The sequence below is a fragment of the Inhella proteolytica genome, assembly GCF_016093275.1.
Taxonomy (GTDB): Bacteria; Pseudomonadota; Gammaproteobacteria; order Burkholderiales; family Burkholderiaceae_C; genus Inhella; species Inhella proteolytica.
In genome coordinates, this window is the sequence record NZ_JAEDAK010000002.1 from 348,061 (window position 1) to 366,764 (window position 18,704).

The 18,704-nt window shown below is 70.7% G+C and carries 18 protein-coding genes; 3 read left to right on the forward strand and 15 right to left on the reverse strand.

Going from position 1 to position 18,704, the window contains the following annotated elements:
* Position 1: 1 nt before the first annotated feature.
* From bioB to I7X39_RS04225, 8 genes are read right to left on the reverse strand one after another with little or no spacing between them, the layout of a single operon-like run.
* On the reverse strand, positions 2-1,036 hold the full coding sequence (gene bioB, locus I7X39_RS04190; protein ID WP_198109709.1) for a biotin synthase BioB: 1,035 nt from the start codon (positions 1,034-1,036) through the stop codon (positions 2-4).
* Positions 1,036-1,740 (reverse strand): dethiobiotin synthase, encoded by a 705-nt coding sequence (gene bioD / locus I7X39_RS04195; RefSeq protein ID WP_198109710.1) that lies wholly within the window; start codon positions 1,738-1,740, stop codon positions 1,036-1,038. Before bioD ends, bioB begins: the two co-directional genes overlap by 1 nt.
* Positions 1,737-2,915 (reverse strand): aminotransferase class I/II-fold pyridoxal phosphate-dependent enzyme, encoded by a 1,179-nt coding sequence (locus tag I7X39_RS04200; protein WP_198109711.1) that lies wholly within the window; start codon positions 2,913-2,915, stop codon positions 1,737-1,739. The genes bioD and I7X39_RS04200 overlap by 4 nt, the downstream gene beginning before the upstream one ends.
* Positions 2,899-4,194, reverse strand: a complete 1,296-nt coding sequence (gene bioA / locus I7X39_RS04205; protein ID WP_375140740.1) for an adenosylmethionine--8-amino-7-oxononanoate transaminase — start codon at positions 4,192-4,194, stop codon at positions 2,899-2,901. The genes I7X39_RS04200 and bioA overlap by 17 nt, the downstream gene beginning before the upstream one ends.
* A complete protein-coding gene (locus I7X39_RS04210) occupies positions 4,185-4,970 on the reverse strand; it encodes an enoyl-CoA hydratase/isomerase family protein (protein ID WP_198109712.1) in 786 nt (261 codons plus the stop codon). The genes bioA and I7X39_RS04210 overlap by 10 nt, the downstream gene beginning before the upstream one ends.
* Complete coding sequence (locus tag I7X39_RS04215) at positions 4,967-5,506, reverse strand: GNAT family N-acetyltransferase (protein WP_198109713.1); 540 nt, start codon at positions 5,504-5,506, stop codon at positions 4,967-4,969. Before I7X39_RS04215 ends, I7X39_RS04210 begins: the two co-directional genes overlap by 4 nt.
* The gene (locus I7X39_RS04220) at positions 5,469-6,329 is read right to left on the reverse strand and encodes a dienelactone hydrolase family protein (RefSeq protein WP_310739850.1); all 861 of its coding nucleotides are present in this window, start codon (positions 6,327-6,329) and stop codon (positions 5,469-5,471) included. Before I7X39_RS04220 ends, I7X39_RS04215 begins: the two co-directional genes overlap by 38 nt.
* Positions 6,313-7,935, reverse strand: a complete 1,623-nt coding sequence (locus I7X39_RS04225) for a carboxyl transferase domain-containing protein (protein WP_198109715.1) — start codon at positions 7,933-7,935, stop codon at positions 6,313-6,315. Before I7X39_RS04225 ends, I7X39_RS04220 begins: the two co-directional genes overlap by 17 nt.
* An 86-nt stretch (positions 7,936-8,021) precedes the next feature.
* On the opposite strand from I7X39_RS04225, the gene I7X39_RS04230 reads away from it, so the two are divergent.
* Positions 8,022-8,405 carry a hypothetical protein gene (locus tag I7X39_RS04230; protein WP_198109716.1) on the forward strand — a complete coding sequence of 128 codons (384 nt, stop codon included), beginning with the start codon at positions 8,022-8,024 and terminating at the stop codon, positions 8,403-8,405.
* Here I7X39_RS04230 and I7X39_RS04235 read toward each other — a convergent pair whose 3' ends face one another.
* Complete coding sequence (locus tag I7X39_RS04235) at positions 8,406-8,609, reverse strand: heavy-metal-associated domain-containing protein (protein WP_198109717.1); 204 nt, start codon at positions 8,607-8,609, stop codon at positions 8,406-8,408.
* A 133-nt stretch (positions 8,610-8,742) separates the two neighbouring features.
* Between I7X39_RS04235 and I7X39_RS04240 the strand changes: the two genes are divergently transcribed.
* Positions 8,743-11,127: a heavy metal translocating P-type ATPase gene (locus tag I7X39_RS04240; protein ID WP_198109718.1), complete on the forward strand. Its 2,385-nt coding sequence runs from the start codon at positions 8,743-8,745 to the stop codon at positions 11,125-11,127.
* A 4-nt stretch (positions 11,128-11,131) separates the two neighbouring features.
* Here the strand turns inward: I7X39_RS04240 and I7X39_RS04245 are convergent, their stop codons facing one another.
* On the reverse strand, positions 11,132-11,839 hold the full coding sequence (locus I7X39_RS04245; protein WP_198109719.1) for a TonB family protein: 708 nt from the start codon (positions 11,837-11,839) through the stop codon (positions 11,132-11,134).
* Between the two features lie 114 nt (positions 11,840-11,953).
* Positions 11,954-12,745: a TonB family protein gene (locus tag I7X39_RS04250; RefSeq protein ID WP_198109720.1), complete on the reverse strand. Its 792-nt coding sequence runs from the start codon at positions 12,743-12,745 to the stop codon at positions 11,954-11,956.
* Positions 12,746-12,972: 227 nt separating this feature from the next.
* Between I7X39_RS04250 and I7X39_RS04255 the strand changes: the two genes are divergently transcribed.
* Positions 12,973-14,037, forward strand: coding sequence for an MBL fold metallo-hydrolase (locus tag I7X39_RS04255; RefSeq protein ID WP_198109721.1), 1,065 nt, complete (start codon positions 12,973-12,975; stop codon positions 14,035-14,037).
* A gap of 238 nt (positions 14,038-14,275) precedes the next feature.
* On the opposite strand, the gene I7X39_RS04260 is transcribed toward I7X39_RS04255, so the two are convergent.
* Genes I7X39_RS04260 through glyS form a run of 4 tightly spaced genes read right to left on the reverse strand, consistent with a single transcriptional unit; the run spans position 14,276 to position 18,704 of the window.
* Complete coding sequence (locus tag I7X39_RS04260; RefSeq protein WP_198109722.1) at positions 14,276-15,106, reverse strand: M48 family metallopeptidase; 831 nt, start codon at positions 15,104-15,106, stop codon at positions 14,276-14,278.
* 7 nt (positions 15,107-15,113) lie between these two features.
* On the reverse strand, positions 15,114-15,914 hold the full coding sequence (locus I7X39_RS04265; protein ID WP_310739851.1) for a lysophospholipid acyltransferase family protein: 801 nt from the start codon (positions 15,912-15,914) through the stop codon (positions 15,114-15,116).
* Positions 15,911-16,525, reverse strand: coding sequence for a D-glycero-beta-D-manno-heptose 1,7-bisphosphate 7-phosphatase (gmhB, locus tag I7X39_RS04270; RefSeq protein ID WP_198109723.1), 615 nt, complete (start codon positions 16,523-16,525; stop codon positions 15,911-15,913). The genes I7X39_RS04265 and gmhB overlap by 4 nt, the downstream gene beginning before the upstream one ends.
* A 34-nt stretch (positions 16,526-16,559) precedes the next feature.
* Positions 16,560-18,704: a glycine--tRNA ligase subunit beta gene (gene glyS, locus I7X39_RS04275; RefSeq protein ID WP_198109724.1), complete on the reverse strand. Its 2,145-nt coding sequence runs from the start codon at positions 18,702-18,704 to the stop codon at positions 16,560-16,562.

Below are 18,704 nucleotides of genomic sequence, written 5' to 3' on the forward strand. Positions count from 1 at the left end.
CTCAGGCGCTCCCGCAGCCGCAGCCCGCTTCAGCCTTGGGCGCTTCCTGCACCTCAGCCACCCGCAGATCCAGGCGCTCCAGCAGCTTGCGGTCGGCCTCGGCCTGCGGGTTGCCGGTGGTCAGCAGCTTCTCGCCGTAGAAGATGGAGTTGGCGCCGGCCATGAAGCACAGGGCCTGCAGGGCCTCGTCCATGGCTTCGCGGCCGGCGCTCAGGCGCACCATACTGTGCGGCATGGTGATGCGCGCCACGGCGATGGTGCGCACGAACTCGAAGGGGTCCAGATCCTCGTTCTTGGCCAGCGGCGTGCCTTCCACCTTGACCAGGTTGTTGATCGGCACCGATTCGGGCGGCGGGTTCAGGTTGGCCAGCTGGGCCACCAGGCCGGCGCGCTGGGCGCGGCTCTCGCCCAGGCCGACGATGCCGCCGCTGCACACCTTCATGCCGGTGGCGCGCACCGCCTCCAGCGTGTCCAGGCGGTCCTGATAGGTGCGGGTGGTGATGATCTCGCCGTAGAACTCGGGCGCGGTGTCAAGGTTGTGGTTGTAGTAGTCCAGGCCCGACTCTTTCAGCTGCACGGCCTGCTCGGGCTTGAGCATGCCGGCTGTCACGCAGGTCTCCAGGCCCAGGCCCTTGACCTCGCGCACCATGGCCATCAGCTGCTCCATGTGGCGTTCCTTGGGCGCGCGCCAGGCCGCACCCATGCAGAAGCGCGTGGCGCCCTTGGCCTTGGCGGCCTCGGCCGCGGCCTTGACCTCGCCCAGGTCCAGCAGCTTCTCGGCCTCCAGGCCGGTGTCGTAATGGGCCGACTGCGGGCAGTAGGCGCAGTCCTCCTCGCAGCCGCCGGTCTTGATGGACAAGAGCGTCGAGAGCTGCACCTGGTTGGCCGGCTGGTGCTGCTGGTGCACGCTCTGCGCGCGGTGGATCAGCTCCATGAAAGGCAGCGCGAACAGGGCCTCGACCTCGGCGACGCTCCACAAGCCCGGCTCGGCCTTGAGCGGACGGTGCAGGTGGATGGGTTGCACGGGAGCGTTCATCAGGAATCCTTCAACTTCAACAGACGGTCCAGGGCCGCAGCCTCCAGATGGGAGGCCACCGCGCCGGGTGAGGGCTCAGCCAGGCGCGGCACCGCGCCCAGGCAAGGTGCGGGCAGCAGGGCCCGCAGGGTGGCGAGATTTTCGCCGTGTTGCAGCATCTGGCCGTCGACGGTATTGCCAATCCAGCCAGCCAAGGGCAAACCCCGAGCCTGGATGGCTTCCGCCGTCAAGAGCGCGTGGTTGATGCAGCCCAGGCGCAGGCCCACCACCAGGATCACCGGCGCAGCCAGCTCGCGCGCCAGGTCGGCGCTGTCCCAGGCGGCCACTTCATCCAGCGGCACGCGGAAGCCGCCGACGCCTTCGACGAAGGCGATGTCGAGCTTGTGCAGCGGCGCACGCAGCGCATCCAAGACCTCGGCGCGGCGGATCGGCCGGCCTTCCAGGCGCGCGGCCAGGTGCGGGGCACAGGGGGTGCGCAGCTGGATGGGGCCAACCTCGGCCTCGCTGAGGCCGGCGGCCTGCGCCGCGTGCAGCTGCGCCACGTCCTCATTGACCCAGCGCCCTTCCCGCAATTCCTGCCCGGCCGCCACCGGCTTGAGGCCGGCCGCACGCAGGCCGCGTGCCGCGGCGGCCTGTACCAGGGCGGCGGTGCAGGTGGTCTTGCCGATCTCGGTATCGGTGCCGGTGATGAAGAAGAGGCTCATGGCTGCAAGGCACGAATGAGGGTGTCGATGTCATCGGACTGGTGGTCCGCGCACAGCGTGATGCGCAGCCGCGCCGTCCCCACCGCCACCGTCGGCGGGCGGATGGCCGGCACGCGCAGGCCACGCGCATCTAGGCGGGCCGATAGAGCCAGCGCGGCGGCGTTCTCGCCCACGATCAGCGGCTGGATCGGCGTGTCCGAATGCGGCAGCTGCCAGCCGTGCGCGGCGGCAAGCGGCGCCAGGCCCTCCACCAGGTGCGCGCGCAGCAGCTCCAGCTGGTCGCGCCGGCGCTCGCCCTCCTCGCCCTCAATCAGTTCGAGCGACTTCAGCAGCGCGTGCGCCAGGGCTGGCGGGCTGGCGGTGGTGAAGATGGTGGGGCGGGCGGTCTGCAGCAGCCACTCGATCAGCGAGGGATGGGCAGCGATGAAGGCGCCGGCCACGCCGGCCGCCTTGCCCAGGGTGCCCATCCAGACCAGGCGCTCACTGCGCAGCCCGCAGTGCGCCAGGCTGCCACGGCCGCGCGGGCCGAGCACGCCGAAGCCATGGGCGTCGTCCACCAGCAGCAGCGCATCGTGCGCCTCGGCCAGCGCCAGCAGCTCGCGCAGCGGGGCCAGGTGGCCGTCCATGCTGAACACGGCATCGCTGACGATCAGCTTGGTGGCCGCCGTGGAGGCACGCAGCTGGGCCTCCAGTTCGCCAAGCTCCGTGTAGACGCTCTTCTGCGCCCGCGCCAGGCGCGCGCCGTCGATCAGGCTGGCGTGGTTCAGGCGCTCGGAAAAGATCTGTGCGTCCTCGCGGTCGCCCAAACCGGTCAGCAGCGCCAGATTGGCCATGTAGCCGGTGCACAGGGTGATGGCGCGGGCGTCCGGAATGCAGTCGCGCGCCCAGCGCGCCAGCTCGGCTTCGAGCGCCTCGTGGGCCTCGGAGTGCCCGCTGATCAGGTGCGAGGCGCCGCTGCCCACGCCGTAGCGTTCCGCGCCCTCTTGCAGCGCCTGAACCAGCGCCGGATGGTCGGCCAGGCCCAGGTAGTCGTTCGAGCAGAACAGCAGCTTCTCGACACCATCGATGACCTGGCGCGGCGCGGTGGGCGAGCTGGCGATGCGACGCGTGCGGATCAGGTCCTGCGCGGCGCGTTCGGCCAGGCGCACCTGGAAGCGCTCAAAAAGGGCAGACATCGTCGAGCGTGGCGCGTACGCGCTCGGCCAGCCAGGTGGCGGTCGGGGCGTCGATCAGGTAGGGCGGCATCAGGTAGACGGCACGGCCGATCGGACGGATCAACAGCTCGTGCGCGCGCGCCGCCAGGTGGAAGCGCTCGGCAAAGCGCGCGCCGGCCACCGCCTCCTGCACGTCGAAGGCCAGCACCAGGCCGGTCTGGCGGCCGTGCTCGATGCGCGCGTCGGCCAGCAGCGGCGCGAAGGCCTCGCGCAGAAGCGCCGCCTGGTGGGCCAGCGTCGGCAGCACCGTGTCCATGCGCCGCAGCACCTCGTTCGCGGCGGCACAGGCAATCGCGTTGCCCGTGTAGGAGTGCGAATGCAGAAAGCCGCGCGCCACCTCATCCGACAAGAAGGCCTCGAACACGCGGTCCGTCGTCAGCACCAGGGAGAGCGGCAGCGTGCCGCCGGTGATGCCCTTGCTGAGCAGCAGGAAGTCGGGCCAGTTCAGCGGGTCCACCTGCTCCCAGGCGAAGAAGCTGCCGGTGCGGCCGCAGCCCACCGCGATCTCGTCGGCGATCAGGTGCGCGTCGTACGTCGTGCACAGCGCGCGCAACTCACGCAAGACCTCGGGCCCATGCATGCGCATGCCGCTCGCGCCCTGGATCAGCGGCTCGACGATGACGGCCGCGCAGCGGCCCTGCAGCGCCACGAGCTTCGCCTCAATCGCCGCGAGCGCTCCGGCCTCGTGCAGGGCGGGCGCCAGATGCGTGCGGCGCAGCAGCGGCGCGTAGGCATCGCGAAAGATCGCCACATCGGTGACCGACAGCGCCCCCAGGGTCTCGCCGTGGTAGCCACCGGCCAGGGCGATGAACTCGTTCTTGTCCGGCAGGCCACGGTTGCGCCAGTAGTGCGCGCTCATCTTCAGCGCGATCTCGGTCGCCGAGGCGCCGTCGCTGCCAAAGAAGGCATGGCCGAGGGCGCCGCCGGTGCGTGTGCTCAGGCGCTCGGCCAGCTCCACCGCCGGTTCGTGCGTGCAGCCGGCCAGCATCACATGCGGCAAGGTACGGGCCTGCCGGGCGATGGCCTCGGCCAGGCCGGCATCGGCATGGCCGAACAGGTTGACCCACCAACTGCTGTTGGCATCGAAGTAGCGGCGGCCCTGGTCGTCGAACAGCCAGGGGCCCTCGCCGCGCACGATGGGCAGTGGCGGCACCTGGTCCAGCCGGGCCATTTGGGTGCAGGGGTGCCAGACGGCGGCGCGGCTGCGCGCCGCCAGATTCAGGGAAGTGCTCAAAGCCAGGGTGCCGGGGTCTTGGTCAGGAAGCTTTGCACGCCCGCCTTGCCCTCGGCTGACGCGCGGATGTCGGCGATGCGGCGCGCGGTGTCGTCGCGCAGCTTCTCGGTGAGGTGGGGCTCGGCGCCCAGGTCGAGCACCAGCTTCTTGCAGGCCTGCACGGCATGCGGGCCATTGGCGCACAGGGCCGCGGTCAGCTCGTTCACCTTGGCATCGAGCGCTTCCAGGTCGGCCACGAGCTCATGCACCAGGCCCAGGCGCTGCGCCGTCGCGGCATCGAAGCGCTCGGCGCTCGTGAACCAGCGGCGCGCCTGGCGCTCGCCCATGGCCTTGACGACGTAGGGGCCGATGGTGGCGGGCAGCAGACCGAGCTTGGCCTCGCTGAGGCAGTAGCCCGCCGCTGCCGTGCTGACGACGATGTCGGCACAGGCCACCAGACCCACGCCGCCGGCGTAGACATCCCCTTGCACGCGCGCGATCACGGGCATGGGGCAGCGGTAGATCGTCCAGAGCATCTCGGCCAGGCGGCCGGCGTCCTGGTGGTTCTCCTCCCAGGAATAGTCGGCCATCGCGCGCATCCAGTTCAGGTCGGCGCCGGCGCAGAAGGCCTTGCCTTCGGCGGCCAGCACGATGCAGCGCAGGTCCTTGCGCGCGCCCAGGTCCTCAAAGGCGCGCGTCAGCTCGTGAATGACGGCGTCGTTGAAGGCGTTGCGAACCTCGGGGCGGTTCAGGATGACGCGGGCGACGCGGTCCTGCTCTTCGATCTTCAGGGTGGCGCTCATGCGGCCTCCAGGGGGGTCAGGGGTTTGCTCATCAGCACCGAGGGGTAGGTCTTGCCGCGCCACTGCACGCCGCCGCATTCCACGTAGCCGCGGCGCAGGTAGCGGCAGCGCAGGGCTTGGGCGGGGATGGCGGTGTCGAGCGCGACCTGGGCGAAGCCCTGGGCCTGCGCCCAGTCCTCGGCGGCGTCCATCAGGCGCTCGGCCAGGCCCTGGCCGCGCAGCTCGGGGTGCACGGCCAGCTGGGACAGGATGGCCGTGCCAGGCTCGGTGTAGAGCGCCGGCGGGGCGTCGGCGATATAAGTCTCATCGGCGCGCTTGGGGCCGCGGATGCTGACGGTGCCGACCAGGCGCTCCCCCTGCAGGGCCACCAGCGTGTGGCCCTCGGCGATGCGCGAGCGCGTCGTTTCGACGCTCTGATCGGCCGCAGTGAAGTTCCAACCCTGTTCGACCAGGCTGGCATAGGCGGCATGCAGCAGCGCGGTCAGCTGCTGCATGCAGTCACTGGCTTGCAGCGGGCGGATGGTGACGGGCTTCATCAAGCTTCAGGTGTTGGGTCAGGAAGAGGCGCAGGGCTTCGAAGGATGCGGCCCGCGCGGCCGCATCGCCGCCCTGGTGCACGCCCTGCGGGTTCACGCCATTGGGCACATCGGTGCGCAGCCTGACGGGGCGTGTGCTGTCAAAGCCATGGAAGGCGCCGGCGTAGCTGATGCGCTGCACCGCGGCCCCTTCGGACTGCCAGCGCGCGGCCAGCTGTTCGCAGGGCGCCGCCGGCGTCCAGTCGTCGGCCGCGCCGAGCTGGAGCAGCACGGGCATGGCCGGCGCGCCGTTCTGCATCAGCTTGGCGCAGCCCGGGTAGTACAAGGCGGCCGCCGCGAGCGGCGGCGCCTTGGGCGAACGCTTCGAATCGATCACCGTCAGACCGGTCGTGCCGCCATTGCTCCAGCCGATCAGCGCAATGCGCGCCGGATCGACGCCGGGCTGCTGGCGCAGCCACTCGAGCGCGGCCAGCGCGTCCTGGCGGCGTTCAGCCACCGAGACCTTGCGCTCGGCGTAGCGCGTGCTGCACTGCGGGCCCAGGCCGCGGCTGCCCCAGCTGTCGGTCAGCAGCAGCTGCACACCGAGCGCGGCAAGGAACTGGCGGTATTCCGGATAGCGCGCATCCAGGGTCTTGCCGTCGCGCTGGTAAAGGCCGCCGCAGCCGTGCAGGGCCAGCACCGCGGGCTGGGGCTGCGGGCCCGGCAGCGGGTACCAATGCGCCTGCAGCGCCGGCTGACCGGCGCGGACGGGAATCTGAAGGGGCTCGGCCTGCGTGGCGCCGGCAAGCGCCAGCAAGACGGCCACCTTACATGCGGAAGACACCAAACTTCGTCTCGGGAATCGGGGCGTTGAGCGCCGCACTCAGGCCCAGCGCCAGCACGCGGCGCGTGTCGGCGGGGTCGATGACGCCGTCGTCCCACAGCCGCGCGCTGGCGTAGTACGGATGGCCCTGCTCCTCGTACTGCTGACGGATCGGCGCCTTGAAGGCCTCCTCCTCGTCGGCACTCCAGCTGCCGCCCTTGGTCTCGATGCCGTCGCGCTTCACGGTGGCCAGCACCGAGGCCGCCTGCTCGCCGCCCATCACCGAGATGCGCGCGTTCGGCCACATCCACAGGAAGCGCGGACTGTAGGCGCGGCCGCACATGCCGTAGTTCCCGGCGCCGAAGCTGCCGCCAATGATGACGGTGAACTTGGGCACCTGGGCGCAGGCAACCGCCGTCACCATCTTGGCGCCGGCGCGGGCGATGCCCTCGTTCTCGTACTTGCGACCCACCATGAAACCGGTGATGTTCTGCAGGAACACCAGCGGCACCTTGCGTTGGCAGCACAGCTCGATGAAGTGCGCGCCCTTGTTGGCGCTTTCGGCAAACAGGATGCCGTTGTTGGCCACGATGCCCACCGGCATGCCCTCGATGTGCGCGAAGCCGCACACCAGGGTGGTGCCGTAGCGGGCCTTGAACTCGTCGAACTTCGAGCCATCCACCACGCGGGCGATCACTTCCCTCACGTCGAACGGCTTGCGCGTGTCGGTCGGGATCACGCCGTGCAGCTCGGTCGGGTCGTAGGCAGGCGCCTCGGGGGTCTGCAGCTTCAGGCTGTGCGCCTTGCTCCAGTTCAGGCTGCCCACCACCTGGCGGGCCAGGGCCAGGGCGTGGGTGTCGTTCTCGGCCAGGTGGTCGGCCACGCCGGAAAGGCGCGTGTGCACGTCGCCACCGCCCAGGTCTTCGGCGCTCACCACCTCACCGGTGGCGGCCTTCACCAGCGGCGGGCCGCCCAGGAAGATGGTGCCCTGGTTCTTGACGATGATGGTCTCGTCGCTCATCGCCGGCACATAGGCGCCACCGGCCGTGCAAGAGCCCATCACCACGGCGATCTGCGGCACGCCCTGGGCCGACAGATTGGCCTGGTTGTAGAAGATGCGGCCGAAGTGGTCGCGGTCCGGGAAGACCTCGTCCTGGTTCGGCAGGTTGGCGCCGCCGCTGTCCACCAGGTAGATGCAGGGCAGGTGGTTCTGCTCGGCGATCTCTTGTGCGCGCAGGTGCTTCTTGACGGTGAGCGGGTAGTAGGTGCCGCCCTTCACCGTGGCGTCGTTGCACACGATCATGCATTCGACCCCGGCGACGCGACCGATGCCGGTGATGACGCCCGCGCTGGGCGCGCTGTCGCTGCCGTCCTTTTCCTTGTAGACGTTCAGCGCGGCCAGCGGGGCCACTTCCAGGAAGGGCGTGTCGGGGTCCAGCAGCATCGCCACGCGGTCGCGCGGCAGCAGCTTGCCGCGTGCCACATGCTTGGCGCGCGCCGCCTCGCCGCCGCCTTCGGCGATGCGGGCCAGCTTGGCCTGCAGGTCCTCGATCAAGGCGCGCATGGCGCTGGCGCTGTGCTGAAACTCGGCGGAACGGGGATTGAGCTTGCTCTGGAGCTGGGCCATGGGGTTCTTCCTTGGAGGGCCGGCATTCTCGCCCGACCGAGCGGTCGGGCCTTGCCGACGGGTGGTCGCAGGGCTAGGCTCGACCCATGACCCGCTCCGGCTCCGCTCTCTTCGACGCCTTGCAGCGGCTGGGATTCAAGCGCTGGTACGAGCGGCAGCTGCTGGCCGGCCATGCGCATTTGGTGCTGGCCCTGCTCAGCCTGCTGGCCCTGCTGGGCAGCTTTGAGGCCATGGGCCTGGCGCAGGGCGGGCGCGCCTGGAACTGGGCCGGCGTGCTGGCCAGTGCCTCGGTCGGGTTTTGGGCGCTGCGCCGCTATGGCGTGCTGCTGAGTCAGGCCGAATCGGTCTCGCTGCAAGCCACCTGCCCGCACTGCGGCACGTATGGACGCCTGCAATGCCTGTGCGCGCGCCCGGACGGCGCGGAAGTCAGCTGCCGCGCCTGCTCCGGCGCCTGGGTGATCCAGGACTGATCACGCCGGCGGATAGCCGGCCTCGCGCAGCGTCGCGGCCAGCTGTTCGGCGCTGAGTGCAGCCGGCGCCTGCACCTGCACGGCCTTGGTGGCCGGATCGGCCTGCACCTGCACCATGGGGTGCAGGGCCTGCAGGGCGCGCGTCACCGCCGCCACGCAGTGGCCACAGGAGAGATCGGGAACCTGAAATTGATGCGTGTTCATCATTGCCTAGCGTAGGGCCGCCCCAAGCGGGCAAGCGCCCCCTTGGGGGGTAGCGAACGAAGTGAGACTGGGGGCGTCGAACCCACATTGTTCCGCGCTTGGGCGGCAGCGGCGCTGCCTACACTGCCCCGCCATGTCTGCCCTGCCCTCCGTCGATCTGGCCCTGCCCATCAGCGGCATGCATTGCGCCGCCTGCGTGGCGCGCGTGGAAAAGACCCTGGCCGGCGTGCCCGGCGTGCGCAAGGCCGAGGTGCTGCTGACCGAGAACCGCGCGCAGCTGCAGCTCGAACCCGGCTGGAGCGCTGTGGCCCTGATGGCCGCCGTGCGCAAGGCCGGCTACGACGTGCCGCTCACGCAGGCCACCCTGCACCTTCAGGGCCTACACGATGCCGCCGATGCGCTGCGCGCCCACGAGGCCCTGGCGCGCGTGCCCGGCGTGGTGCTGGTGCAGGTCAATCTGGGCGCGGCCAGCGTGGCCTTGCAGGCCCTGCCCAGCACGCAGCCCGCCGCGCTGCTGCAGGCGGCCCGTGCGGCCGGCTTCGCCGCGGCCTTGCAGACCCAAAGCGACCCCGGCGGCATCCTGGCGGCCGAGCAGGCCGCGCTGCGCCGCGACCTGCTGCTGGCCTGGGCCCTCACCCTGCCTCTGCTCGCGCCCATGCTCGCCATGCCCTTCGGCCTGCATCTGATGCTGCCGGGCGCGGTGCAGGCCCTGTTGGCCGCCGCCGTGCAGTTCGGCCCCGGGCGCCGCTTCTACAAGGCCGCCTGGGCCGGGCTGCGCGCCCGCAGCCCCGGCATGGACCTGCTGATCGCCCTGGGCTCCAGCGCCGCCCTGGGCCTGAGCCTGTGGCTGCTGTGGCGTGGCGCCGGGCCGATGGAGCTGTTCTTCGAATCGGGTGCTTCCATCCTCAGCTTCGTGCTGCTGGGACGCTGGCTGGAGGCGCGTGCCAAGCGCGCCACCGGCAGCGCGCTGCGCGGGCTGCAGGAGCTCGCGCCGGCTCAGGTCGAGCTCTGGCGCGACGGCGCCTGGCGCCTGGAGCCGCTGGCCGAGCTCAAGCCCGGCGACCGCGTGCGCGTACGCCCCGGCGCCCGCATCCCCTGCGATGGCCGCCTGAGCGAAGGCCGCACCCATGTGGACGAGGCGCACCTGAGCGGCGAACCCCTGCCCCTGGCCAAGCAACCCGGCGACCACCTGCGCGCCGGCGCACTGAACCTGGACGGCGTGATCGAGCTGCGCGCCACCCAGACCGCCGCCGCCTCCAGCCTCGCGCAGCTGGTACGCCTGGTCGAATCGGCCCAGGCCAGCAAGGCGCCCATCCAGCGTTTGGCCGACCGCGTGGCTGCGCGCTTCGTGCCGGCCGTGCTGCTGCTGGCGCTGGGCACGCTGCTGGTGTGGACGCTGACCGGGCGCTGGGGCCAGGGCCTGGTGGCCGCGGTCTCGGTGCTGGTGGTGGCCTGCCCCTGTGCGCTCGGCCTGGCCACGCCCACCGCCGTGGTGGTGGGCATCGGCCGCGCCGCGCGGCGCGGGCTGCTGGTGCGTGACGCCGCCGCGCTGGAGCAGCTGGCCACGATCGACCGCATCGTGTTCGACAAGACCGGCACCTTGACGCGCGGCCAGCCCGAGCTGGTGGGCATTGAACCGCTGGCCGACGCCAACCGCCTGCAGGTGCAGGCCCTGGCAGCCGCCTTGGCCCAGGGCAGCGAGCACCCGCTAGCCAAGGCCCTGGTGCAGGCGCAGGGCGAGCTGCCCACGCCCGTCGCCACCGAGGTGCGCAGCCTGGCCGGCTTGGGCCTGACAGGGCGCCTGGGCGAATTGCAGCTGCATCTGGGTTCCAGCCGCTACATGGCCGAGTTGGGCCTGGCCACTGGCGCCTGGGAAGCGAGCGCCCAGCAGCAGGCGGCGCGGGGCCACAGCATCAGCTGGCTGGCCAGCGGCCCGCCCGCCGCCCAACTGCTCGGCCTGCTGAGCTTTGGCGACCGCCCGCGGGCGGAAGCGGCCGCCGCCCTGCAGGCGCTGCGTGAGCAGGGCCTGCGCTGCAGCCTGCTGTCCGGCGACCGCCCCGAGGCCGCCCAGGCGGTGGCCCAGCAACTCGGCTTCCAGAACGAGGACGATGTGCACGGGGGCCTGCTGCCGCAGGACAAGCTGGGCGCCATCCACGCCTGGAAGGCGCGCGGCGAACGCGTGGCGATGGTGGGCGATGGCATCAACGACGCGCCGGCGCTGGCCGCCGCCGATGTCGGCATTGCCATGGGGGCGGGCGGGCGCGGCACCGAGGTGGCCGCCCAAGCCGCCACGCTGACCCTGCTGCACGACGACCTGCGGCGCATCCCCGAGGGCCTGCGCCTGGCGCGCCGCACCCTGCGGGCCATTCGTCAGAACCTGGTGTGGGCCTTTGGCTTCAATGCCCTGATGCTGCCGCTGGCCATGGCCGGTCAGCTGCACCCGATGGGTGCCAGCGCCGCCATGGCGGCCAGCAGCCTGATGGTGCTCGGCAACGCGCTGCGGCTGCGCCGCGCCTGAGGGCTTATTCGCTGTTCGCGCGGAACAGCAGTTCCACGTCGACCACGCGGCGCTCAGGCAGCGGGCCGAAGCGCCATTGCTGCACGGCGCGCGCCGCAGCCTGGCCCAGGCGGCGGTTCCCGCCTTCGCGCGCCTCGGCCTTGCTGACCACCCCATTGGGCTCAACCGTGAAGCGCACCGGCACCACATGGTCACGTCCACCGATGGCCTCAAGCACCTGACGCGTCATTTCGGGGGCGACGTACTGCTCCAGTTTCAGCGGAACCTCTTCGGCCTCGGCTTCGGGCTCCGGTTCCGGCGTGGCCGTGGGCGGCACGCTGGCTGCCGGCGGCAGGGTGTTGACGGGTGCGGCCACCGGCTGGGTGCTGGTGTGCGGCGGCGGCGCTGCCGGCTCCAGACTGCGGGTGACGACGGGTTCGGACGCCCCGCTCGCACTGGAAGCCGGCGTGGCGTTGGCCACCTGGCTGCCGCCCGAACTGGGGCGTGGCGCCGGTGCCGCGGCAGGCTTGGCGGCCGCGGGAGCGGGCTTGGCCGGCGCCGCAGCGGCGGCCGGCTTGACGGTGTGGAACTTGATGAAGCTGAAGACCTTCTCAGCATCGCGCTTGGCGCGATCCGTGTCGCTGATCTTGCCGTCCGACTGCGCCCAGGCGCCGCCAGCCAAGGCCGCAGCCACCATCACACACAGCCCACGCTTCGTACCGCCCCACGCCATCCCGAACTCCTCAAACTGAAGGAAGGCGCGACGATAGAGGCGCCTTCCCGGGGCGACAAGGCGAATACTGCACGCCTTCGCCCCCCATCCCTTGTTCACGGCAATGCGTCACGCTCAATCGAGCTTGAACACGATGTCGACCTCGGCCTCACGCGCCGCATTGAGCGGGGCAAAGCGCCACTGTTGCACCGCCCGGGCCGCCGCCTGAGCTAGGCGACGCGGCGCGCCCTCGCGCGGCACCGCGCTGACGACCTTGCCATCCGTGCCCACCTCGAACCGCACCGTGACCTTGCCGCCCGTCACCGTGTTGACGTTGTTGGCACGCGGCAGCTCGGGCTCGACGTACTCGAGCAGTTGCAGCGCGACCTCCTCTTCGGGCTCGGGCTCGGCCGGCGGCGGCGTCACCGAGGGCGCCGGCTGGTTGGGCGTCGTCACCAGGGCCGCGACGGGCAACACGGCGGCGCCGGCACCCTGCGCGGGCGCCGCCAGTGGGTTGGGTTCGCTCTGGGCGATCGGGCTCGCCAGCGTGGCGGACTGGGCTGCCGTCGCTGCGGGCGCCGCCGCCTGATGGGTCGGTGCGCCCAGGCCCTGGGCCGGCGCCGGCTCAGCCGCGCGTGCCGCGTCCAGCGTGGCCACCTGGGCATCGCTGGCCCGCCGCGCCACGGGCGCCGCCGCCACCGCTGCACGGGTCTCCACGGGCTTGTCGGCAGGCTTCTCGGCCGGCTTGTCTGCCGGTTTGGCCGCACGCACGGCGTGGAACTTGATGAAGTTGAAAACCTTGCCAGCGTCGCGCTTGGCCCGCTCCTGGTCGCTCAGACCGGCATCGCCGCTCTGCGCCAGGACGCCCAGGCTCAACGAAAGGAGCGACACCAGCGTGGTCGCCCGAATGGATGTGCGCAGGAACATGGGGGAAATCTCCTCAACGGCCAGCCAGTGGGCGTGAAAGCCCGCCACTCCGGTCATGGGCGGCGCAGTGTACGGATCGACACCTTTTGTCATGCTGGGGTAATCCCGGCACATTCCTGGGGGCTCGCCTCTATGAGAAAGAGCTCACGCTCAGGCCGCCGAATTTGTAACTGCGTTACAGATTCCGCGTCGGCTATCGTGCCCGATCGGTAACAAGTGCACCCTGTATGGCCAACGCCCAAGAAGCCGCGCTGGACTTTCCGTTCGGCGACACCCTGCCCGAACCGGGCCGCACGGTCGAGATCCAGCCCGGCCTGCTGTGGCTGCGCATGCGCCTGCCCTTTGCGCTGGACCACATCAATCTGTGGCTGTTGCGTGACGACGATCCGGCCCAGGGCCCGGGCTGGGCGATCGTGGACTGCGGCATTGCCGACGAAGCCACACGCAGCGCCTGGCTGCAGGTGCTGGAGCAGGGCCCGCTGGCCGGCACACCGGTGCGGCGCGTCATCGTCACCCACTTCCATCCGGACCACATGGGCAACGCCGCCTGGCTGTGCGAGCGGCTGGGCGCGCGCCTGTGGATGAGCGCCACCGACTACCAGGTGGCCCGCCTGGCCAGCGCTTCCACCGTGGGCATGGGCGGCAGCGCCGCGGCCGACTTCTTTGCCAGCCATGGCCTGGTGGACGAGGAAGCCCAGGCCAAGATCCGCGGCCGTGCCAATTACTACCCCAGCCTGGTGCCAGCCGTGCCACCAGCCTACCGGCGCCTGCTGGACGGCGAGTGGCTGCAGATCGGCGCCGGCCGCTGGCAGGCGCGCGCCGGCCAGGGCCATTCGCCCGAGCACCTGTGCTTCAGCGCACCCGCAGAGGGGCTGCTGATCGCCGGCGACATGGTGCTGCCGCGCATCTCCACCAATGTCTCGGTGGTGGATGTCGAGCCAGAGGCGGATCCGCTCAAGCTCTACCTCGATTCGCTGGCCCGCCTGGCTGATTTGCCCGACTCCACTCTGGTGCTGCCCGCGCACGGCCGCCCGTTCCGCGGGCTGCAGCGCCGCATCGGGCAGTTGCAGGAACACCATCGCGAACGCCTGGCCGAGCTGCGCGCCGCGTTGGCGCAGGGCCCACGCAGTGCCGCCGAGGTGCTGCCCGTGCTGTTCCCGCGCAAGCTCGACCTGCACCAGACCACTTTCGCGATGGGCGAGGCAATCGCCCACCTGAACCATCTCTGGCTACAGGGTGAGGCTCGGCGCACGCAGGGCGCGGACGCCATCTGGCGCTTCAGCGTGCCCTGAAAGCGAATCCGCCGCCGACCTTTGCAGGTGCGGCGGCGGTTCGTCTTCTCTCCCTGTGGGATCGCCTGGATGACAGCGATGGCGCGCAGTGTGTTGCCGCGCCACTGGCCCGGCCAGCCCCCCAAAAGGGGGAAGTCGGAAGAAGGAGGCGAATTCCCCAATGAAGACAGAGACTTAACATCAAGATACAAGTCGTCCTCCTCAATCAGGAGGAGCCGACCGCGCCACGGTGAACGCTTTACAGCGGCGGCAACTGAGCGCGCTTGAGTTCGGCGCGCGGACTTTCGAAGCCGGGCAGCAGTTCGGCCACCAGGTTCCAGAAGCGCGGGCTGTGGTTCATCTCGCGCAAATGCGCCACCTCGTGGGCGATGACGTAATCGATCACCGCCGGGCTGAAATGGATCAGCCGCCAGTTCAGGCTGATGACGCCGCGGCTGTTCGCGCTGCCCCAACGCCCCTGGGCGCTGGAGAGGCGCAGCTTCTCCACGCGCACCTGAAGCAGCTCAGCGAAATGCGCCAGCCGCGGCTCGAAATGGCTGCGCGCATGCTGCTGCAACCAGGCTTGCACGGCATCGCGCCACTGGGATTCCTGCGCCAGCGGCGGCAGGCGCAGCCAGAGCTCGGGGGGCTCGCCGGGCAGCGCCGCCTCTTGCCAGCTCGCCACGGCGGCGCGGCGTGGGGCCGGCTCATCGCTCGCGCGCAGGCGCAGCTGACCGCCCAGAAAGGGCAGCAGCTCGCCATCGCGCCATTGCACGCGCAGGGCCTCCAACTGCTCGACGCGGCGCTCGCATTCCTGCCACTTGCGCAGGATCCACTCGCTGCGCTCGCGCAGCACGCCCTCGATCTCGGCCACCGTGACCCAGCGCGGCGCGCGCACGCGCAGGCCCTCGGGGCCGATGGAAAAGCCGATCGAGCGGCGGCGGCAGCGCGTCAGCGTGTAGGGCAGACGGCGGGCGCCCAGGTCCACATGCGGCCCGCCCTGGCGCGGCTGCGCGGCCGGGGCCAGCAGAGGCTCGCGCCGCGGGGCGCTGTCGAACAAGGGAAGCTGGTTGGGCGCGTCGTCGCTCATGCGCTCTTCAGGGTTGCGGCGCGGGGGCGGCCTGCGGAGCGGGCGCCGCCGGGCGATAGGCCGCGGGGTCGAGGCGCCGCATCTCGGCCTCGATCCATTGCTTGACTTCGACCATCAGGCTTTCGGGCGTGTGGCCCTGCGGCGCAAGCACCGGGCCCACCGAGAGCTCGTACTCGCCCGGACTGATCAAGAAGCTGCGCGGCGGCCAGACCTTGGCGGTGGCGCAGGCCACGGGCTGCACGGACAGGCCGGTGTCGCAGGCCAGACGGGTGCCGCCGGTCTTGTACTGGCCGGTTTCGCCGCGCGGGATGCGCGTGCCCTCGGGAAACATGATGACCCAGGTGCCCTGCGCCGCCAGGCGCCGGCCTTGCGCCGCCACCTTGTTGAAAGCCTCGGCACGGCGGCTGCGGTCGATGTGCACCATGTCCATGCGCCCCAGGGCCCAGCCGAAGAAGGGGATGTAGAGCAGTTCCTTCTTGAACACGAAGGCCAGCGGGTGCGGCATGTAGGCGAACAGGGCCAGCGTCTCCAGCGCGCTCTGGTGCTTGGCCAGCAGGATGACGGCGTCCCTCTTGCCCTGCGGCAGGCGCTCAAAGCCCAGCCGGCGCACGCGCGCGCCTGCAAAGTGATGCAGGCCCCACAGCAGCACACGCCCCCAGGCCGAGCAGAACCAGTACAGGCGCGTGGGCGAGACGAAGGGCGAGATCAGCACCGCCACCGTGGCCCAGGGCACGATGGTCAGCACACCCCAGGCGAAGAACAAGGCGGAACGCAGCGCCATCAGCGCCGTCATCAAGGGGTGACTCACAGCGCGCCGGCCTCGGTGTCTTGTTCGAGCTTCTCGCCCCGTGCCGCGCGCTCGCGCCGCTCGAACTGGATCAGCCAATCGGCGAAGGCGGCCAGGTCCTGGTGCACCTGGGCGCCCGGCACCTGGTCCAGCATCTCGGCAATCCGCTCCTCCGGTACCCCGGCCAGGCGATCGCCACGCAGCAGATGGGGCACGCAGCCCGCCGCCGCCGCCGTCTGCAGGTCGCGCAGCGAGGCGCCGACCATGTGCACGCTGGCCAAGTCGGCTCCGAAGCGCTCGCCGATCTGCTCGATCAGGCCGGGCAGGGGCTTGCGGCAGCTGCAGCCCTCCTCGGGGGTGTGCGGGCAGAAGAAGGCGGCATCGAGCCGCCCGCCGCTGGCCTGCAGCAGCTCGTTCAGCCGCAGGTGCACGGCATTCAAGGCCCCCATGTCCAGCAGGCCGCGGCCGATGCCAGGCTGGTTGGTCGCCAGCACGGTGTGCCAGCCATGGTGGTTGAGCCGCGCCACCGCCTCCAGCGCGCCCGGCAGCGGGCGCAGCTCCTCGGGCGACTTGACGTGGTCGTCGCGGTACTGGTTCAGCGTGCCGTCGCGGCCGAGGATCACCAGCTTCATCGGGTGATGGGCGTGGTGGTGGGAATGCATCGGTTTACTGTGCCAGACGGGCCAGCTCCGCGACGCGGTTCATAGCCTGCTGCAAACCCCGTAGCAAGGCCAACCGATTCGCGCGTACGGCGGTGTCCTCCGCGTTCACCATCACGCCGTCGAAGAAGGCATCGACAGGGCCCTTGAGCGCCGCCAGGGCGCGCAGCGAACCGGTGTAGTCGCCCTGCTCGAACAGCGGGTCGGCCTGGGCCGTGGCGGCTTGCAGCGCCGCGGCGAGCTGCTGTTCGGCGGCTTCCTGCAGCAGCGCGCTGTTCAGCGCAACCGGCGCCTCCTCGCTCTTCTTCAGGATGTTGCCGACGCGCTTGTTGGCCGCGGCCAGGGCCGGCGCCTCGGGCAGCGCCGCGAAGGCGCGCACCGCCGCCAGGCGCTTGGGGATGTCGCCCCATTGCGCCGGGCGCAGGGCGATCACCGCGTCCACCTCCTGCGCCGAATAGCCCTGCTCGCGCAGCGTGCCGGTCAGGCGCTCGTAGGCGAAGTGCAGCAGATCTTCCTGCACGGTGGGGTGCGTCAGCATGCCCTCGGGGAAGGCGGCCACGCCGGCCTGCACCAGGGCGGGCAGGCTGAGCGGCAGGTTCTTCTCCATCAGGATGCGGATCACGCCGAGCGCGTGGCGGCGCAGCGCGAACGGGTCCTTGTCGCCGCTGGGCAGTTGGCCCACGCCGAACAGGCCCACCAGGGTCTCCAGCTTGTCGGCCAGCGCCAGCACGGTGCCGGTGTGGTTGCGCGGCAGCGCGTCGCCGGCAAAGCGCGGCTTGTAGTGGTCTTCGATGGCGATGGCCACGCCGTCACGCAGGCCTTCATGGCGGGCGTAGTAGCCGCCCATGATCCCCTGCAGCTCGGGGAACTCGCCCACCATGTCGGTCAGCAGGTCGGCCTTGGCCAGCAGCGCCGCCTGCTGGACCTTGCTGTCCAGCACGTCGAACTGGTCCTTGGCTTCCACCGTGTAGGGCACGGTGGCGCTGCGGAGCTGGTTGACGATGGCATGCGCAATCGCGCGCACGCGCTCGGCACGCTCGCCCTGGCTGCCCAGCTTGCCGTGGTAGACCACCTTGGCCAGGCCGGGCACGCGATCGGCCAGCTTCTTCTTGCGGTCCTGGTCGTAGAAGAACTTGGCATCCGCCAGGCGCGGGCGCACCACGCGCTCGTTGCCCTGGATCACCGCACTCGCGTCCGCCGGCGCGATATTGCTGACCACCAGGAAATGCTGGGTCAGCCTGCCGGCGGCATCCAAGAGCGGGAAGTACTTCTGATTGGCCTTCATCGTCAGGATCAGGCATTCCTGCGGCACTTCCAGGAAGTCCTTCTCAAACTGGCAATGCAGCACATTCGGGCGCTCCACCAGGGCCGTCACCTCGTCCAGCAGGGCCTCGTCCTCGATGGGCTTGAGCCCGAGCTTGGCACCGGCGGCTTGCAGTTGGCGCTGCAGCTCGGCGCGGCGCTCGGCAAAGCTGGCGATCACCGCGCCGCGGGTCTTCAGTGCCTCGGCGTAGTGGTCGGCATGCTCAATCTCCAGGCGCGACTCGGCGGCCTCGAAGCGGTGGCCTTGCGTGTGGCGGCCGGACTGCAGGCCAAGCAGGCTCACAGGCACCACGGTGTCGCCGTGCAGCGCGATCAGGCTGTGCACCGGGCGCACGAAGTGCACATTGCTCCAGCCATCGGCGAGCTGGTAGCTCATCACCTTGGGGATGGGCAGGGCCTTGAGCATCTCGTCCAAGGCCTGCTGCAGGCCCTGGGCCAGGCTGGCGCCGGGCTGCACGGTGTTGGCGAACAGGGCCTCGGCCTTGCCGTCTAGGGCCCGCTCCAGCGAGGTGTCGGCTGCTAGGCCGGAAGCAGCCAGCTTCTTAAGCAGCGCCGGGCTGGGCTGGCCATCGGCGCCCAAACCCACGGCCACCGGCATCAGCTTGATGCGCTGCGCCTTTTCGGGCGCCTGCTCCAGCACCTGCGTCAGGTGCAGACCGAGACGGCGCGGCGAGGCGAACGAGGTCGCCACCGCGCCTGCCCCCACCAGGCCTTGGGCGCGCAGCGCGGCTTCGATCAGCTGCGCGAACGATTCGCCCAATTTCTTGAGCGCCTTCGGCGGCAGCTCTTCGACAAACAGTTCGACAAGGAGGTTTTGATGCGTGCTCAC